Annotated in this window: 14 protein-coding genes and 1 other annotated feature; of the genes, 12 read left to right on the top strand and 2 right to left on the bottom strand. The window is 45.7% G+C overall.

Annotated elements, in window-relative coordinates; genetic code table 11:
• Positions 1 to 293 precede the first annotated feature (293 nt).
• From Q7Q81_RS08825 to ilvC, 12 genes are all read left to right on the top strand, one after another.
• The gene (locus tag Q7Q81_RS08825) at positions 294 to 1,628 is read left to right on the top strand and encodes an ADP-ribosylglycohydrolase family protein (RefSeq protein ID WP_304275405.1); all 1,335 of its coding nucleotides are present in this window, start codon (positions 294 to 296) and stop codon (positions 1,626 to 1,628) included.
• 34 nt (positions 1,629 to 1,662) lie between these two features.
• Positions 1,663 to 2,643, top strand: a complete 981-nt coding sequence (locus Q7Q81_RS08820; RefSeq protein ID WP_304275403.1) for a hypothetical protein — start codon at positions 1,663 to 1,665, stop codon at positions 2,641 to 2,643.
• Entirely contained in the window at positions 2,640 to 3,227 is a 588-nt protein-coding gene (locus tag Q7Q81_RS08815) for a hypothetical protein (protein WP_304275399.1), read from the top strand. Before Q7Q81_RS08820 ends, Q7Q81_RS08815 begins: the two co-directional genes overlap by 4 nt.
• 136 nt (positions 3,228 to 3,363) lie before the next feature.
• Positions 3,364 to 4,005, top strand: coding sequence for a DNA-3-methyladenine glycosylase family protein (locus tag Q7Q81_RS08810; RefSeq protein ID WP_304275397.1), 642 nt, complete (start codon positions 3,364 to 3,366; stop codon positions 4,003 to 4,005).
• Between the two features lie 43 nt (positions 4,006 to 4,048).
• On the top strand, positions 4,049 to 4,594 hold the full coding sequence (locus tag Q7Q81_RS08805) for a methylated-DNA--[protein]-cysteine S-methyltransferase (RefSeq protein WP_368502127.1): 546 nt from the start codon (positions 4,049 to 4,051) through the stop codon (positions 4,592 to 4,594).
• Between the two features lie 11 nt (positions 4,595 to 4,605).
• Positions 4,606 to 5,784 (top strand): MFS transporter, encoded by a 1,179-nt coding sequence (locus Q7Q81_RS08800; protein WP_304275392.1) that lies wholly within the window; start codon positions 4,606 to 4,608, stop codon positions 5,782 to 5,784.
• 89 nt (positions 5,785 to 5,873) lie between these two features.
• Complete coding sequence (rarD, locus tag Q7Q81_RS08795) at positions 5,874 to 6,752, top strand: EamA family transporter RarD (protein WP_304275390.1); 879 nt, start codon at positions 5,874 to 5,876, stop codon at positions 6,750 to 6,752.
• Between the two features lie 128 nt (positions 6,753 to 6,880).
• Positions 6,881 to 7,909 carry a YeiH family protein gene (locus Q7Q81_RS08790; RefSeq protein WP_304275388.1) on the top strand — a complete coding sequence of 343 codons (1,029 nt, stop codon included), beginning with the start codon at positions 6,881 to 6,883 and terminating at the stop codon, positions 7,907 to 7,909.
• Between the two features lie 493 nt (positions 7,910 to 8,402).
• Complete coding sequence (locus Q7Q81_RS08785; protein WP_304275386.1) at positions 8,403 to 9,761, top strand: tagaturonate epimerase family protein; 1,359 nt, start codon at positions 8,403 to 8,405, stop codon at positions 9,759 to 9,761.
• Between the two features lie 285 nt (positions 9,762 to 10,046).
• Positions 10,047 to 10,268, top strand: a binding site (T-box leader).
• Positions 10,269 to 10,367: 99 nt separating this feature from the next.
• The gene (locus tag Q7Q81_RS08780; RefSeq protein WP_021719399.1) at positions 10,368 to 10,589 is read left to right on the top strand and encodes a hypothetical protein; all 222 of its coding nucleotides are present in this window, start codon (positions 10,368 to 10,370) and stop codon (positions 10,587 to 10,589) included.
• Between the two features lie 13 nt (positions 10,590 to 10,602).
• Positions 10,603 to 12,261, top strand: coding sequence for a biosynthetic-type acetolactate synthase large subunit (gene ilvB / locus Q7Q81_RS08775; protein WP_304275383.1), 1,659 nt, complete (start codon positions 10,603 to 10,605; stop codon positions 12,259 to 12,261).
• A 72-nt stretch (positions 12,262 to 12,333) separates the two neighbouring features.
• The gene (gene ilvC, locus Q7Q81_RS08770; protein WP_304135099.1) at positions 12,334 to 13,329 is read left to right on the top strand and encodes a ketol-acid reductoisomerase; all 996 of its coding nucleotides are present in this window, start codon (positions 12,334 to 12,336) and stop codon (positions 13,327 to 13,329) included.
• A gap of 400 nt (positions 13,330 to 13,729) precedes the next feature.
• On the opposite strand, the gene Q7Q81_RS08765 is transcribed toward ilvC, so the two are convergent.
• Both Q7Q81_RS08765 and Q7Q81_RS08760 read right to left on the bottom strand, forming a co-directional pair.
• A complete protein-coding gene (locus Q7Q81_RS08765) occupies positions 13,730 to 15,145 on the bottom strand; it encodes a DHA2 family efflux MFS transporter permease subunit (RefSeq protein WP_304275381.1) in 1,416 nt (471 codons plus the stop codon).
• Positions 15,138 to 15,644, bottom strand: a complete 507-nt coding sequence (locus Q7Q81_RS08760; protein ID WP_304275378.1) for a MarR family winged helix-turn-helix transcriptional regulator — start codon at positions 15,642 to 15,644, stop codon at positions 15,138 to 15,140. The genes Q7Q81_RS08765 and Q7Q81_RS08760 overlap by 8 nt, the downstream gene beginning before the upstream one ends.
• Between the last annotated feature and the right edge of the window lie 108 nt (positions 15,645 to 15,752).

Genomic DNA, 15,752 nt, shown 5'->3' with positions numbered 1-15,752 from the left:
GAACACAGTAGTTAAGCCCTTATACGTCGAAAGTACTTGGCTGGAAGCGGCCTGGAAGGATAGATAGCTGCCGGTTAGAAAAACAGCTCATGCGATGCATGAGCTGTTTTTTTTTTATGTGTAGATACTTAAATTTGCACTTTTTCTCTGGATAGTATATAATATCTAAAAAATTTCTCAAAACCGGGCGAAATTTTAAGCGTGCAACGTAACTATAGGTGAAATCAATTTAGGGAGAAATATTTCAAAGATGAAGTATGAAATCCTGGTGTCTTGGCTACGAGGTGAAAAATATGTCCTACGAAGAAAACAAAACTAACGCTTCTAATATTGAAATCATTCCTTGTGAAAGAATAAATTGCAAGGGAGCAGCTCCATGTGTGCTTAACATCAATTCCTATATGAATGTATGTGAGTTTGAAGACAAAATCATGAAGTATATGTGTAATATGCGCCCTGTCATGGACGAATTCATCTGCGTAAATCTTGATGTAATTGCAGATAGACCCGTCGACTTCATCCAAAGTCTGGTTGAAGGATATATTCGCTATGATGGCGTACATATCAAGAAAAACTATCGTGTTGAGTATGGCAAAATGGATAAAGAGGGCAATAATCATATCTATGTTCTTGAAGCACCAGATGGAGCGTGCGACTATGATATGGCAGTCTCTGTCTTCGCTATGGTGTGCATTGAAGAAAAAGCTCCTTCAGACTGGCACTGGAAAGAGATAACTGAGAAAGTGTTTGCTAAGAAAGAGGAAAGTACAGAAGTCATGCATGTTGAAGGGATTGACTGGAAGGAAGCAGCTTTGCTTAAAAGAAAGATGCGCCGTGTGTTAGGTGCTATTATTGGCGATATCGTTGGTTCTGTATATGAATTCAATGAAATAAAAACGAAAGATTTTCCATTATTCTCCGAGCATTGCTGCCCAACTGACGATAGTATCATGACGTTGGCTATTGCGAGTGCTTTGGTAGAATGTGAGAAAGATTACAGCAAACTTGCTGATGAAACCATAAAACAAATGCAACGTTGGGGAATGAGATATCCTAAGGCGGGTTACGGAAGTATGTTTTCTGATTGGCTTAGAACGAACGATCCGCAGCCTTATAATAGTTTTGGCAATGGTTCAGCTATGCGTGTTAGTCCAATAGCTTACGTTGCTAAATCTATAGAAGAAGTGAAGGAACTGTCTAGAATTGTTACTAGCGTTACGCATAACCATCCAGAAGGGATAAAGGGTGCTGAAGCTACTGCAGTTGCAACATATATGGCTTTACATGGAAGCAAGAAAGAAGAAATTTTTACTGTGATAGATAATGAATATTATCCGATGAACTTCACGCTAGACGAAATCCGTGCTGATTACGAATTTAATGAAACGTGTCAGGAGACTGTTCCGCAGGCGTTAAAAGCTTTTTTCGAAGCGACTGATTTTGAAGATGCAATTAGAAACGCAGTATCTATCGGTGGAGATAGTGATACAATTGCAGCTATAACAGGTGCGGTTGCAGGTGCTTATTATGGTGTACCTTATCGAATTGAACAGCAGGCGTTGAAATACATGGATGGATTACAGAAAAAAGCTTATCGCTTATTTTGTTCATCATTTATGTTTAAATAAAAACCAGTTTTGTGCGCTTTGGAGGTGCTTTATAATGACTATTTGGAGATCGCATATTAAAATAGTTGGTAGTCCTGGTGGGAGTCGCATTGATCTTTGCCTTAATAAAAGTGTATTGGCTATGGGGTGGTCGCTTAGTGATAGGCATTTAGAGGGAAATAATATCAATGAAACTGACAAGCAAAAGATTCAGAAACAGCGTTCAGGTATTAAATCTTATGATGATTATGCGGCATTGATTAAAGAGTGGAATGTTTATGGTGGTAGTGTTGATGATAATGTAAGAAGATTATATTATAATGTAAAACCTGATGATTTGGTGTGGATACGTGATAAGGGAATTTACTATATTGGTAGAGTTGGCGAGAATAGTCAATGGATTTATGATAGTAGTCGAGAGTTGTTAGATAGGGATTCTACTACACAACGAACAGATATCGAATGGATAAAAGTAGGCGATGAATCTAGTGTTCCTGGCGCAGTCACAATAGCATTTATTCGTGGTAAAACGCTACAACGTATAGCTTCTAGGGAAGTAGAAACTTTTTCAAAGCATTATTATAATACAATAATGAAAAAAGAACATTATCAAGGTTTAGCTATTGAACCTAATAAAGAAACTTTGTATTCTCTGTTGTCACCAACTGATTGTGAGGATTTAGTGTGTGCGTATTTATTCTCTGAATATAAATATATAGTGATTCCGTCAACGAATAAGAAATCTACAGAGCTTTATGAGTGTGTTTTGCTTGATCCCAAAGATAGAAGTCATATATATATTCAAGTTAAAAAAGGTAATGTATCTATTGATGCAAACGAATTTAGGCATTTACAGGGGAAAGTGTTCTTATTTACGAGCGAAGGAACAGTAAAAAATCTTGATTCCAATAATGAAAATATAGAATGTATATCGCCAGAAGATTTGTTCAAGTTTGCTATGTCTGATGCAGCAACAAATATTGTTTCTGATAGCATTAGCTATTGGACGGAATATATGCGGAAGGCATTGAAATGAAATCTCTTCTCCTCACCGCCTTCGACCCCTTCGCTCATTACACGATGAATCCATCGTGGGAGGTCGTACAGGCTTTACCTGAAACTATCAATAACTATCACATTCATAAGCTGCGCGTGCCTAACATCTTTGGCCTTGCGCCGCGCCTGCTGCTCGAGGAGGCGCAGCGCGTACAGCCTAACGTCATACTTATGACGGGCATGAACAGCGGCACGACGAAAATAGATATCAATCTTGCGGCATTAAACATCAAGGATGCGCTTATCGAGGATAATATGGGACGCAGGCCGTGGAATGAGCCAATTCTTGCTGACGCCCCCGCCGCCTACTTTGCTACGATTCCTGTACATGAAATAGTCCGCTCTTTACGTGCGCAGAAGTTGCCCGTGCAGCTGGAGTTTGCTTCCGGCGGCTATGTCTGCAACGAAATTTTTTACCGTGCTGCCCATGCCTACGCCGGTACGACAACGAAGGTTGGCTTTGTACATGTTCCGCTCTTGCCGGAAATGGTGTTTGACGAAAGCCTTGCTAGGCCTTTAGAAGAAACCAGCGCAATTTTAAAAGCTATTATCGAGTGTCTTTAATATGAGCCATACAGCGTGAAGCTGTCTGGCTTTTCTTTTTTCGCAAAGCTTCTGCTGAATTTGTATGCTTATCCGCTATTCTTTTTGCTTCTTAAGCGTTATAATATCATTATACTTTCAGAAGGCAGGTGCAGCGATGTACTTTCAATACGGCGATACGGAAATAAATTATCTTAAGCGCAAGGATAAGAAGCTGGCTTGGGCTATAGAGCAAATCGGTCATATTGAGCGCAAGCTGGACGCTAATCTTTTTGCTGCTGTTGTACGTCATATTGTTGGGCAGCAGATATCATCCAAGGCACAGGCAACTGTCTGGGAGCGTTTGGAGGCAAGGCTGAAAGATGTTACACCTTTGGCAGTGCATGATATGTCGGCACAGGAGCTGCAGGGTTTGGGCATGAGCCTGCGTAAGGCAGAATATATCAAGGATTTTGCGGATAGAATTGTCGGCGGTGAGTTTGATTTGCAGGACGTGGAGCATATGAATGATGCAGAGGCAATTACAGCTCTAAGCAGCCTGAAGGGTATAGGTAAATGGACGGCAGAAATGATTTTGCTGTTCTGCCTGCAGCGACCGGATATTTTAAGCTATGACGACCTGGCGATTCAGCGAGGTTTGCGGATGCTTTATCATCACCGTAAAATAACCCGCGAGCTGTTTAATAAATATCAAAAGCGTTACAGTCCCTATGGCAGCACGGCAGCAATCTATCTTTGGGCGATTGCCGGCGGTGCGATAGAAGGCATGAAGGATTATGCGCCTGCGAAAAAACGTTAAATTATAAGGGTTCTATTCCCCTTAGTGCTACCACGCAAAATAAATGAGGTTGAAGATATTGTACTATAAAAAGATTTCCTCGCCTTTAGGCGAAATAACTTTACGCAGTGATGGTGAAAGTTTAACCGGTCTATGGTTTGCAGACGATAAGCATTATGGCGATAAAGATATTCAAGATGCGCAAAATGCGGAGCTGGCTGTTTTTGCACTTGCCGAAAAGTGGCTGGCGGAATATTTCGCAGGCTGCGAGCCGAAGGTAAATGTACCTTTGCAATTTACCGGCAGTGATTTTCAGGAAAGTGTCTGGAAGATATTGCAAAAAATCCCTTATGGCAGCCTCATTACTTACGGCGATATTGCGCGCAAAATTGCAGCGCAGCGTGGTCTTGCACGTATGTCGGCGCAGGCTGTTGGTGGTGTTGTAGGCCGTAATCCGCTCTGCATTATTATTCCCTGCCATCGCGTAATAGGTGCTAATGGCAGCCTTACCGGCTATGGCGGCGGTATGTGGCGCAAGGTGCGTCTGCTGGAGCTGGAAAAGATTGATATGAGTAAATTAACTGTACCGACAAAGGGTACAGCGTTATAAAGGAGTTTTTTATGAATAAAATGTATTATCCTGTTGTCGCTTTGGCATTAGGACATCTTGTTACCGATATGCAGGCCGGCGCGCTGCCTATCGTTTTACCGCAGCTGAAGGAGCTGTTTTCCCTAAGCTATTCACAATTGGCAGCGATTGTACTGCTGCAAAATATTATGTCATCCGTTATTCAGCCGGCCTTCGGCTATCTTACCGACAGGCGCTCGCTGCCGCGCTTTCTGCCGCTTTGCGCAGCGCTGGCAGGTGCAGGCTTTGCCTTTGTAGGCTGGGTTTCCAGCTATACGCTGCTTTTATGCACGGTTATCTTCATCAGCCTGGCGAGTGCAACATACCATCCGCAGGCTTCCAAAACAGTAAATTTTTTGAGTGATGATACAAATCGTACGAAGAATATGGGCTTGTTTTCTATCGGCGGTAATGCCGGTATGGCTGTAGGCTCTATCTTCATGACCTTCCTTTTAGGTTTGGCCGGCGGCATTCACAATACTATGTATTTCGCTATCCCTGGTCTGCTTGTTTTCTTGTTGATGGCAAAGGCGATGCCGGATTATATCCGCGTCAACAAGGAGCATGAGGTACAGCAGGCTAAGAAGACTGCTGACGGTACAAGCGAAAAAATGTCGTATTTTGCGCTTTTCCTGATTTTGTTCTATATCTTCATGCGTTCTTCTATTCACAGCGGTATTTCAACATATCTACCGTTATATTTTATGAAGTTTCGCGGCTTTGAGGCAGTTTTCTCCAGCAGTCTGGTGTCCGGCTTCCTTTTAGGCGGTGTGGCAGGTACCTATGTCGGTTCTATTTTGAGCGACAGGCTGGGAGCACGCAAAATTCTTTTAGGCTCTATTACGCTGAGCATTCCGGCGATTTACTGTATTACGATAGCTACGACTAAGCTTTTTGCTATGGCTTCTGTTGTTATTGCCGGCTTTTGCATCATCGGTTCCTTTGCAACTACGATTATCATTGCACAGTGCATGATGCCTAATAATGTTGGTATGGCGTCCGGTCTGACAATCGGCTTCAGTGTTGGCTTAGGCGGCTTTGGCGTAACGATTCTCGGCGTGCTGGCCGATAAGTTTGGTCTGCCGATGGTTATGCAGCTTTTGGTGTGGTTGCCGATTGTAGCGGCGATTACAGCTATTTGGATTCCGATACCGAAAAAATTACAAAAATAAAATAACATATGCTGAAAAAATGGTCCTCGGAACTTTACGCTTGCCTTTAGTAAATCATATAATAAATTTTTACAGAGGGGTATTTTCTTATGGATAATTACAGACTTGGCATTTTTTATGGTCTTGGAGCCTATCTTTTATGGGGCGTGCTGCCGATATACTGGAAGCTGCTGCAGCATGTTGAGGCGATGGAAATTTTGGCGAGCCGTTTTTTATGGTCAGCCGTTTTCGTCTTTCTCTTGTTATTGGCAACAGGCAAGCTAAACATCTTCATGCAGGAAACCAAGGCGATTTTCAGTACGAAAAAGACAGCCTGCTGCATGGTGTTGGCAGCAATTATGATCAGCTTCAACTGGGGTATTTTTATCTGGGCGGTAGAAGCTGGACGCATTGTAGAAACAAGCATGGGCTATTATATCAGCCCGCTGATGAATGTGCTCTTTGGTGTAGTATTTCTGCGTGAGCGCCTTGCTAAGCTGCAGATTGCAGCAGTTAGCTGCGCTGCTGTCGGCATTGGTGTGATTATTGTCCATAACGGCGGCCTGCCTTGGGTAGCACTGACGCTGCCAGTAACCTTTGCCTTCTATGGTTTACTGAAAAAAATTATTGTTGCCCAACCGATGACGAGTATTCTGTTGGAAACACTATTGATTTCGCCCTTGGCTGCAGGCTACTTATATTACCTTAGTATCAACGAAGGTACCGTTTATCAAAGCTGCGATATGGGTACGCTGCTGCTTTTGGCAGGTGCCGGCGCTGTTACGGCGACGCCGATGCTGTTGTTTACGGCCTGCGCGCGTAAGCTGCCTTTGAATATTGTAGGCTTTCTGCAATATATTTCGCCGTCGATATCGCTGATGATTGGCGTGCTGATTTACGGTGAACCGTTTACCGGTACTACTGCTACAGCCTTTGGCTGCATTTGGGCGGGACTGGCGCTATTCATCTGGTCACAGATAAGAAGATAAAAATAAACTCCTGCAGGCAGGCTAGAGGCCCGTCAGCAGGAGTTTTTGCGTTTAGCAATAATGCCCATTTTTGAAAAATATATGCTGATTATGCTATAATTATATTTGTTTTTTATGGAGGTGTTACAATGAGCTTTTTCTCAGATAAGTGGCGCGGTATTATCTTATGTGCTGTTTTGGCAGTGCCGTGTTGGTTTTTAGGCAAGCTGGTGCCTGTTGTCGGCGCACCGGTCTTTGCAATTCTTTTAGGCATGCTGGTGGCGCTTGTATGGCCCGTACAGGCTGCATTTAAGAGCGGTGTAGGCTTTGTATCTAAAAAGGTGCTGCAGTACGCAGTAATCCTTCTTGGCTTCGGTCTGAATATTTCCGTAGTACTGGCAACCGGCAAGCAGTCACTGCCGATTATCGTCTGCACGATTGCAACCTCGCTTATCGTAGCTTATGTATTGCATAAGGTGATGAATATTCCTGGCAAGATTTCCACACTTATCGGTGTTGGCTCGTCTATCTGCGGCGGCAGTGCGGTGGCAGCGACAGCGCCTGTCATCAAGGCAGATGATGAAGAGGTAGCGCAGGCTATCAGTGTTATCTTTTTCTTTAATGTGCTGGCAGCACTGCTTTTCCCTTGGTTGGGTACGGTGCTGGGATTTTCTACGACAAGCGGTGAAGCCTTCGGTATTTTTGCCGGTACTGCGGTGAATGATACCTCTTCGGTTACAGCGACGGCGGCAACCTGGGATGCTATGTTCGGTTTGGGCACGGCGACGTTGGATAAGGCGGTGACGGTTAAGCTGACGCGTACATTGGCAATTATTCCGATTACGCTGATATTAGGCTATCTTGTGGGCAAGCGCGAACAGGATGCGAATCATGAGGTTAATATCAGGAGCATTGTGCCGAGCTTTATACTGTACTTCGTACTGGCTTCGCTTATCACTACGTTGGCGACAAGCATGGGTGTGACGGCAGAGATTTTTGCACCGCTCAAATGGCTTAGTAAGTTCTTTATCGTTATGGCGATGGCTGCGGTAGGTCTGAATACGAATATCGTCAAGCTCGTTACAACAAGCAGCAAGCCTTTGGGACTCGGTCTTGGCTGTTGGGCAGGTATTACGTTTGTGAGCCTGCTTTTGCAGCATCTGCTTAATCTCTGGTAAGCAGAATAAAATTTAATTTTACATCGGAAACAGCGACAAATAATAGTTTGTTCGCTGTTTTTGACATTTTAAAAGGCTGTTTTGCTTGTGAGCGGGACGAAGCGGGACCCCTAGATATAGTGTTGTGGACATCTCCCCCTAGTTGTTATTAAAGTTATCCACAGATTGTGCATAACATGTTGATAATTGTGTAAAATCCTTGTAAACAAGCCACTTTTTTCTCAGAGGCTGGTGGATAACACTCTGCATAACTAAAAGTTATGCACAAAAAGTGTGGATAAGTCTGTTGATACTGTTGATAACCTTACACTAAATATCGGAAAAGGGGGATATATTTTCCAGGAAAACAAGATAATTTCCTATTGCTGCGGTGGTATTTTGTATACAAACGCAAGTTTTTTTGCTATCTGCAAAGTTTTTGCTTGCGTAATAGACGATTTTTGTTCATAATATTATTATGACTAATTGTAAGTAAATGGAGGAAGATTAGGTTATGGCATTAAAGCAAATTGATGCATTGGCAGCTTTGCGTGAGGCTGCAGGTGAAGTTATAGAAACTTCTTTGTGTGATGTACAGGGTAACTGGCTGGCACTGGTAAATACTGAGGAAGGCAAGCGCCTGGCTTTTGCTGCGAAGGGTGAAGCTGCTCTGAGCGCACTGTGGAAGGATGTTGAAAAGGAAGCAGACGTTAAGGACGTACATGTTTCTGTTATGGCGTTAAATGCGAATAATGCTGCGCTGGTGCGCCGCTATGTTAAATGGACCGCACCGACTGCCTGCGGCACTAAAGGTGCCAGCATCGGTTTCAGCGATTGGCTGGGCGAGGCAGATGCTGTTGTGGCGGAGCTGTTCGGCAAGCGTCAGCTGAAACCGGTATTAGTTGATTTTACTACCGAGGACAGCGAGGCTTTGCAGCGCTATTTTGTACAGGCTGTGGATACCGCAACCTGGGGCGTGCTCGAAGAGGGCTACAAGGAAGGCTACGGCGCTAATGCTGCCGGCCTGAAAACAGAAGAGGAAATCGTTAAGGCTCTGCTTTATGGCTACAGCATGATTGGCTTTGACTGCAGTGATAAAATTGACCTGGGCATTGAAAAGCTGTCCGACGAGGCTGTTGACAAACGCTTTGAGCAGTTCAACGAAACCTTCCGTGCTGCTGTGCATGCTTCCTATCTGAACGCTGAGTTCAAGGTTGGCAGCAGCAAGATTACCTTTACGGAAAATCAGCTGCACCGCATCGTTCTGGAATACGGCGAAGCAATTATGCATATCCAGTTCATCTATAACTCCTATCTGAAGAATACTCCGTGGGATATTGATTTTGAGCTGGACCTGTCCAAGCCCGGTAAGGTGCTGACTCCGCAGGAGCATTACCTGATCGGTAATGAGCTGCAGCGTAACGGTATTAAGCTGAGCTCTATCTGCCTCGACCCGTTGAAGGACTCCGAGGCTGTAAACGATAACCTGCAGTTGCACTGCGAGATTGCCGACACCTTCGGCTATCGCCTGAGCTTTAAAAATGCGGACATCGCTATGAACGATACTGCTGCTGCTATGAAATATCTTAAGGGCAAGGTTCATTTCAAAATGAACAATATCCTTTGGATGAGCGCAATAGAGCTTGCCAAAGCTCTGGATGCCGACCTGTTCGGCAAGTTGTGTGCTGTCTGTGGCTGTGAGCTGACAGCAGACGCTGCTGACCGTGCACTGGTGCTTGGCTACAGAAAGGCGCTGAATCCGAAAGAGGAAGGCAATGTTGCTGCTGACATGAAGGCTTTCCTGGAAGCGCATCATGCTGAATATACTGCTGCAATCAAAGAGAATGTTGCTGCTAAATTAAAGAATATCTAAGATAAAAAATTTAAGGACTTCCCAAAAAATTTTTTGGGAAGTCTTTTGTTTTAAACGATACAAAACAGCGTCTTTAACGTGTTTTTGCATAATGGATATTAGTGTACTTTGTCTACTGAAAAGTAGCGCGAAAAATTTAATCATTTGATTAGTTTACGTACAATAGACAAAAAGCTGAAAATGTTCATGTACAGTGACTAAAAGAAGAAAAATGTAAAATTTTGCAAAAAGGTGTTGACAAACGATTTAGATGGGTGTATAGTATCAGTAATTTCAAATTGTAAACCAAAGGTTATGATTGGGACTAAAGATAAGCGTAGAGTTTCAGAGAGCCGGTGTCTGGTGCAAACCGGTACGAAGCCTTATTGATTAAATCACCCATGAACTCGTCAGCGAAAGCTTTGCAAGTAGACTGATGCGCAACGGATGCGTTATTTCCGAGCCGGTTGATGGACTGGTGCTGAAAGTAATAAATTAGGGTGGTACCGCGTATTATACGCCCCTGCATATATGCAGGGGCGTTTTTTTAATATTACTCCTGAAAAGTCCATCAAAAGATAATTGACGTAGTAGAAAATTAAGGTGTTCTTGATAGGAGGAATTAACATGTTTGAAAAGGTATTGGTAACTGGTCAGAATGATGAAACTTTATTGCCGCGTGTATTGCGTGTGCTTTCCAAGCAAGGTGCTCAGGTACGCTCCTTGCGCATGGATGCAGAAGAAAATCGTCTGAAGCTGGAAATCCAGCTGGCAGATGTAGCTGCTGCTCAGGTTGCCAAGCTGCTGGCTAAGCAGGTTGCAGTTGAGTCTGTAGCTACTATGGCGTAAGGGGGACGGACTGATGAAGCTGAAGGGCTCAGAAGCTATTGTAAAGGTCCTTTTGGAGCAGGGCGTAGATACAGTCTTCGGTTATCCCGGCGGTGCAGTGATTCCATTGTACGATGCGCCGCTGAAAAATGTGCTGACGGCACATGAGCAGGGCGCTATTCACGCAGCTGACGGCTATGCCCGTGCGAGCGGCAGAACCGGCGTATGTATCGCAACCTCCGGTCCCGGTGCCACAAACATTGTTACCGGCCTGGCAACTGCTTATCTTGATTCTATTCCACTGGTAGCGATTACCGGTCAGGTTGGCGTAAGTATGCTGGGACGTGATTCCTTCCAGGAGATTGATATTGTCGGCGTTACAATGCCGATTACCAAATACAACATGCTGGTACGCAGCAAGGAAGAGCTGCTGCCGGCACTGCGCAAGGCATTTGCCTTGGCGCAGGAGGGCAGACCTGGACCTGTGCTGGTGGATATTCCCAGCAGCGTGCAGGTTGAGGAGCTGGAATGGAGCGAGCCGCAGGCAGCTTCTGCAGCGGAAGAGCTGCCGCAGGCAACACAGGAGCAGCTGCAGCAGGCAGCGGCAGTGTTGAACAAGGCACAGCGTCCGGTACTGCTGGTTGGCGGCGGCGCTGTCAATAGCGGCGCGCAGGAAGAACTGCTGGAGCTGGCCAAGAAGGCTGATTTGCCGGTAGTAAATACGCTGATGGGCATCGGCGTTTATCCAGAGTCTGACGAACGCTCCTTGGGCATGACCGGTATGCATGGTCATATCGCTTCCAACATGGCTGTAGCGCAGGCTGATGTGCTGGTAGTAGCCGGCAGCCGCTTCAGCGACCGCGTAACTGGTGACCGCAACCGTTACGTAGGACAAAAGACGATTATCCAGCTTGATATCGACCCGACGGAAATAGATAAAAATATAGCAACAAGCCTTTCCGTAATGGGTGATGTAAAACAAACACTGCAAAGCCTGCTGCCGTTAGTGCAGAAGGCAGCGCATGCCGACTGGTGGCAACAGATTAAGGCCTGGGATGCAACGGAGGACCGTAGCCTGCTGGCTGGTGACCGACTGACTGCTCCCTGGATGATGAAGGAGCTGAGCCGCAGCTTTGAAGGAGAAAATCCGATTTATGTAACTGACGTTGGTCAGAACCAGATGTGGGCAGCACAGCATTTAGTTGTTGATAAACCGCGTCACCATCTGACGAGCGGTGGCTGCGGTACGATGGGCTTCGGTCTCCCCGGCGCGTTGGGTGCAGCTTTTGCCGAGCCTGATAAGCAGGTAGTGCATATCTGCGGTGACGGCGGCTTCAAGATGACAGGCATGGAGCTGTATACGGCAGCTCGTGAAGGCAAAAAGCTTATCAGTATCGTTATTAATAACAGCTGCTTAGGCATGGTCCGTCAATGGCAGCAGCTCTTCTACAACGAGCATTACTCCAATACGCTACTGACAGAGTTTGACTTCATCGGTTTTGCTCATTCCTGCGGTGCAGGCGGACGCAGAGCAGCGACCTGCAAGGAATTCCAGGAGGCGCTGAAGGCAGCGCGCGAGGCTGACAAGCCCTTCCTGATTGAAGTAATCGTAGAGCAGGGAGATCTGGTAGAGCCTATGGTGGCAGCCGGTGCTGCGGTAGATGACTTCGTCAAGATTAACAGATGCAGATAAACAGCTATAAATAAGGGAAATTTTTTATAAAATTTATATATTAAAATAAGGGAAAAGAAAGAGGTAATAACAATGGTTAAAATGTATTATGACAACGATGCGAATCTGGAATTATTGAATGGCAAAACAGTTGCTATTATCGGCTATGGTTCTCAAGGCCATGCACATGCACTGAACCTGCAGGAGAGCGGCGTAAACGTAGTTGTAGGCCTGTATGAAGGCTCCAAATCCAAAGCTAAGGCAGAAGCTGCCGGCCTGAAGGTTATGACTACCGCAGAAGCTGCTAAGGCTGCCGATATCATCATGATGCTGATTCCTGATGAAAAGCAAGCTGCTACATATAAAAAAGATATTGCTCCGAATCTGGAGGCAGGCAATGCTCTGGCTTTTGCACATGGCTTCAACATTCACTTCGGTCAGATTGTTCCTCCTGCTGATGTAGACGTATTCATGGTTGCTCCTAAAGGCCCCGGCCATTTGGTTCGTCGTACCTATACAGAAGGCAGCGGTGTTCCCGTTCTGGTAACTGCTTACCAAAACCCGACCGGCAAGGCTCACGACCTGGCTCTGGCTTATGCTAAGGGCATTGGCGGTACCCGTGCAGGCGCTCTGGAAACCACCTTCCGTGAAGAAACCGAAACCGATCTCTTCGGCGAGCAGGCAGTTCTCTGCGGCGGCGTTTGCGCTCTGATGAACGCAGGCTTTGAAACCTTGGTAGAAGCAGGCTATGAGCCTGAAAGCGCATACTTCGAATGCATGCATGAGATGAAGCTGATTGTTGACCTGATGTATGAAGGCGGCATGGCTAAAATGCGTCATTCCATCTCCGATACCGCTGAATATGGCGATTATGTAACTGGTCCTCGCATCATCACTGCTGAAACCAAAGCTGCTATGAAACAGGTTCTGGCTGAAATTCAGGATGGTACCTTTGCTAAGAAATGGCTGTTGGAAAACCAATGCGGCCGTCCGCAATTCAACGCTATGCGTCGTCGTGCTGCAGCAACCCAGGCTGAACAGGTTGGCGCACAGCTGCGTGGCATGATGAGCTTCCTGAAGAAAAAATAATCAACAGCTTACAAGCACTTTTAGTGCAGAAAATAAAAATAAGGGAAAGAGCGTAATCCGCTAAAGGCAGCGTACAGAAAAAATAGCTGCCGGGATTACGATAAACAAAAATAAGGGAAAGAGCGTAATCCGCTAAGGACAGCATACAGAAAAAAATCAGCTGTCCGGATTGCGAAAAATAAGGGAAAGAATGTGAGCCGTAAACGCAGCATAGAAAAATAAAAGCTGCGTGGCTTGCAGTAATTAAAAATAAGGGAAATATTAAAAGGTCGCTTACCTGTGCATCAGATACAGGAAGCGGCCTTTTTGACATGCCGGCATAATGTTTTTGATATAAAAAGCCTCCCGGCGCATCTGCGCAAGGGAGGCTTTTGCGATATCTGTGATAGAATGCAATATATTAAGTGTGAGCAAGCTGTTTATTTTTAATAAGAGCGAACACCTTTAAGGAGCAGCAAAGAATGAGCACCGCGCTGATAGTAAGCACAAAGAAACCATGTCTGCTGCCAAGCATGGTAGCATGCGCGATATTAGCCGGGTCCTCAGCTTGTGCGGTCGCAACAATCGTACTGATAACCGCCGTACCGACTGCGCCTGCCAACTGCAGCAGCGTATTCATGGCTGCGTTGCCGTCGGCGTTAAGCTCTTCCGGTAACTGGCTCAGGCCGTTAGTCATAATCGTTCCCATGGAAAACCCTTGGCCGAAGGCGAAGAACAGGTAGAAGATGATGAAGAAAAAGGAGCTCAGCTCATAGGGATAAAGGCTGTAGCAGATAACGGATATGAGAATGGATGCATTGCCTAGTAAAATCGGGCGTTTGGCACCGAACTTATCCAACAGCCTGCCGCTAATAGGTGCAAGCATAGCACCGATAATGCACCCCGGCAGCAGTAGACAGCCGGCGGTAAAGGCATCTGTATGCGAAACAAGCTGCGCATAGTTGGGAATTAAAAAACCCAGTCCCAAACAGATAAAGCCGACGAGCAAAAGACTGGCAGTGCTGAGCGTATACGGCAGATAACGGAAAATCTGTACGCGTAAAAGCGGCGCGTTGCTGTTTAATGATTGCTTATAGAAGGCAGTTAAAGCAGCAAAGCAGATTGCGAAAAGCGCAAGCACTTCGATACTGAACCAACCGAAGTCGGAGGCAATGCTGGTAGCAAAAATCAGGCTGCTGAAGCCGATGATAAGCAAAAGGTATAAGCCGAAGTTAAAGTTGCTCTGCTCTAGCTTGCCTGCCTGACGGATATTTTTGATACCCAAGACGGCAGACAGTAATAAAAATGGCAGCAGGCTGATAAAAATCATCTGCCAGCCGAAGTAACTGACAATCATACCGCCGAGAGATGGGCCGACAGCCGGTGCCATGGCGGTGATAAGCGAGGCTATGCCAATCATAAAGCCTAGGCGTTCACCGGGAACCTGCTCCAGAATAATGTTAAACATCATCGGAAGGGCAATGCCTGTACCGATACCCTGCAGCAATCTGCCGATAAGAAGAACGTTAAAATAAGGTGACCAGGCGGCGAGCAGTGTGCCTGCAAGAAAGCTGCTGATTGCAGCGGTAAACAGGCTGCGCGTTGCAAAACGGCGTTTAAGGTAGGCGGATGTAGGGATAATCAGTGCCAGCATCAACAGATAGCCGGTAGTTACCCATTGTACGAGCGAGGTGCCGATATTAAATTCGTGCATGAGCGTGGGAAAGGTAACGTTCATAGCGGTTTCGACAACCACGCCGCTAAAGGACATAATGCCGGTGGCGATAATTGATAATAGTAAGCGTGCATCCAACACACGCGCGGAGTTGTCAGTCATTATTTTTTTCCATCCTTTGCTTGATAGCGGGAGCTTGGCCTTGCAGCGCAGGTTTATGCGTAGACATGGTTTGGTAAAGATTGGCGATGGTTGCTGCGGTGGTGTTGATATCTGCTTCGCTGATATCGGTAAGCTGTGTTGCCAGCCAGCCGTGATATTGTTCAATGTAATAGGCGTGGATTTTACGTCCCGCGTCTGTCATACGCAGTCTGACGATACGTTTATCCTGTTCATCGCTGAACTTTTCGATAACATTGATTGCCTGCAGCTCGCTTACCAGACGAGTGATACCGGGGCGAGTTACCTGTAGCAGGTCCGCAATATCACTTACCTTGGGCGGTTGTGTGGTGCGTTCGAGGTATTCGATATAGTCCAAGACTTTGAGGTTGCCGGGAGTTAAGCCCTCCGGCAGAGGTGGCTGCAGGTCTACTACACGCTTTGCTTCGTGGCAGGCGATGAGCAGAGTTTTGATTGCTTCGATAGGCAGTTTATGTGTCATGATGATTCTCCTTTATAAATGATTACCGAAAGTAATTATCACAGATAATTATATTGCGGTGGTGTGAGGATTGTCAAGGAGGGGGGCGGAATGGAAAATAATGCAATG

The sequence above is a fragment of the Phascolarctobacterium succinatutens genome, from assembly GCF_958453765.1.
GTDB lineage: Bacteria > Bacillota > Negativicutes > Acidaminococcales > Acidaminococcaceae > Phascolarctobacterium_A > Phascolarctobacterium_A succinatutens_B.
This window is presented reverse-complemented; position numbering and strand designations above follow the sequence as displayed.

What these genes read in the sequence shown, in the direction of transcription:
- Q7Q81_RS08810 (WP_304275397.1), top strand. Translation starts at nt 3,364, where the DNA reads ATGTACTTTCAATACGGCGATACGGAAATAAATTATCTTAAGCGCAAG.
- Q7Q81_RS08780 (WP_021719399.1), top strand. Translation starts at nt 10,368, where the DNA reads ATGTTTGAAAAGGTATTGGTAACTGGTCAGAATGATGAAACTTTATTG.
- Q7Q81_RS08760 (WP_304275378.1), bottom strand. Translation starts at nt 15,644, where the DNA reads ATGACACATAAACTGCCTATCGAAGCAATCAAAACTCTGCTCATCGCC.
- Q7Q81_RS08765 (WP_304275381.1), bottom strand. Translation starts at nt 15,145, where the DNA reads ATGACTGACAACTCCGCGCGTGTGTTGGATGCACGCTTACTATTATCA.
- Q7Q81_RS08820 (WP_304275403.1), top strand. Translation starts at nt 1,663, where the DNA reads ATGACTATTTGGAGATCGCATATTAAAATAGTTGGTAGTCCTGGTGGG.
- Q7Q81_RS08785 (WP_304275386.1), top strand. Translation starts at nt 8,403, where the DNA reads ATGGCATTAAAGCAAATTGATGCATTGGCAGCTTTGCGTGAGGCTGCA.
- Q7Q81_RS08825 (WP_304275405.1), top strand. Translation starts at nt 294, where the DNA reads ATGTCCTACGAAGAAAACAAAACTAACGCTTCTAATATTGAAATCATT.
- rarD (WP_304275390.1), top strand. Translation starts at nt 5,874, where the DNA reads ATGGATAATTACAGACTTGGCATTTTTTATGGTCTTGGAGCCTATCTT.
- Q7Q81_RS08815 (WP_304275399.1), top strand. Translation starts at nt 2,640, where the DNA reads ATGAAATCTCTTCTCCTCACCGCCTTCGACCCCTTCGCTCATTACACG.
- ilvB (WP_304275383.1), top strand. Translation starts at nt 10,603, where the DNA reads ATGAAGCTGAAGGGCTCAGAAGCTATTGTAAAGGTCCTTTTGGAGCAG.
- Q7Q81_RS08800 (WP_304275392.1), top strand. Translation starts at nt 4,606, where the DNA reads ATGAATAAAATGTATTATCCTGTTGTCGCTTTGGCATTAGGACATCTT.
- Q7Q81_RS08805 (WP_368502127.1), top strand. Translation starts at nt 4,049, where the DNA reads ATGAGGTTGAAGATATTGTACTATAAAAAGATTTCCTCGCCTTTAGGC.
- Q7Q81_RS08790 (WP_304275388.1), top strand. Translation starts at nt 6,881, where the DNA reads ATGAGCTTTTTCTCAGATAAGTGGCGCGGTATTATCTTATGTGCTGTT.
- ilvC (WP_304135099.1), top strand. Translation starts at nt 12,334, where the DNA reads ATGGTTAAAATGTATTATGACAACGATGCGAATCTGGAATTATTGAAT.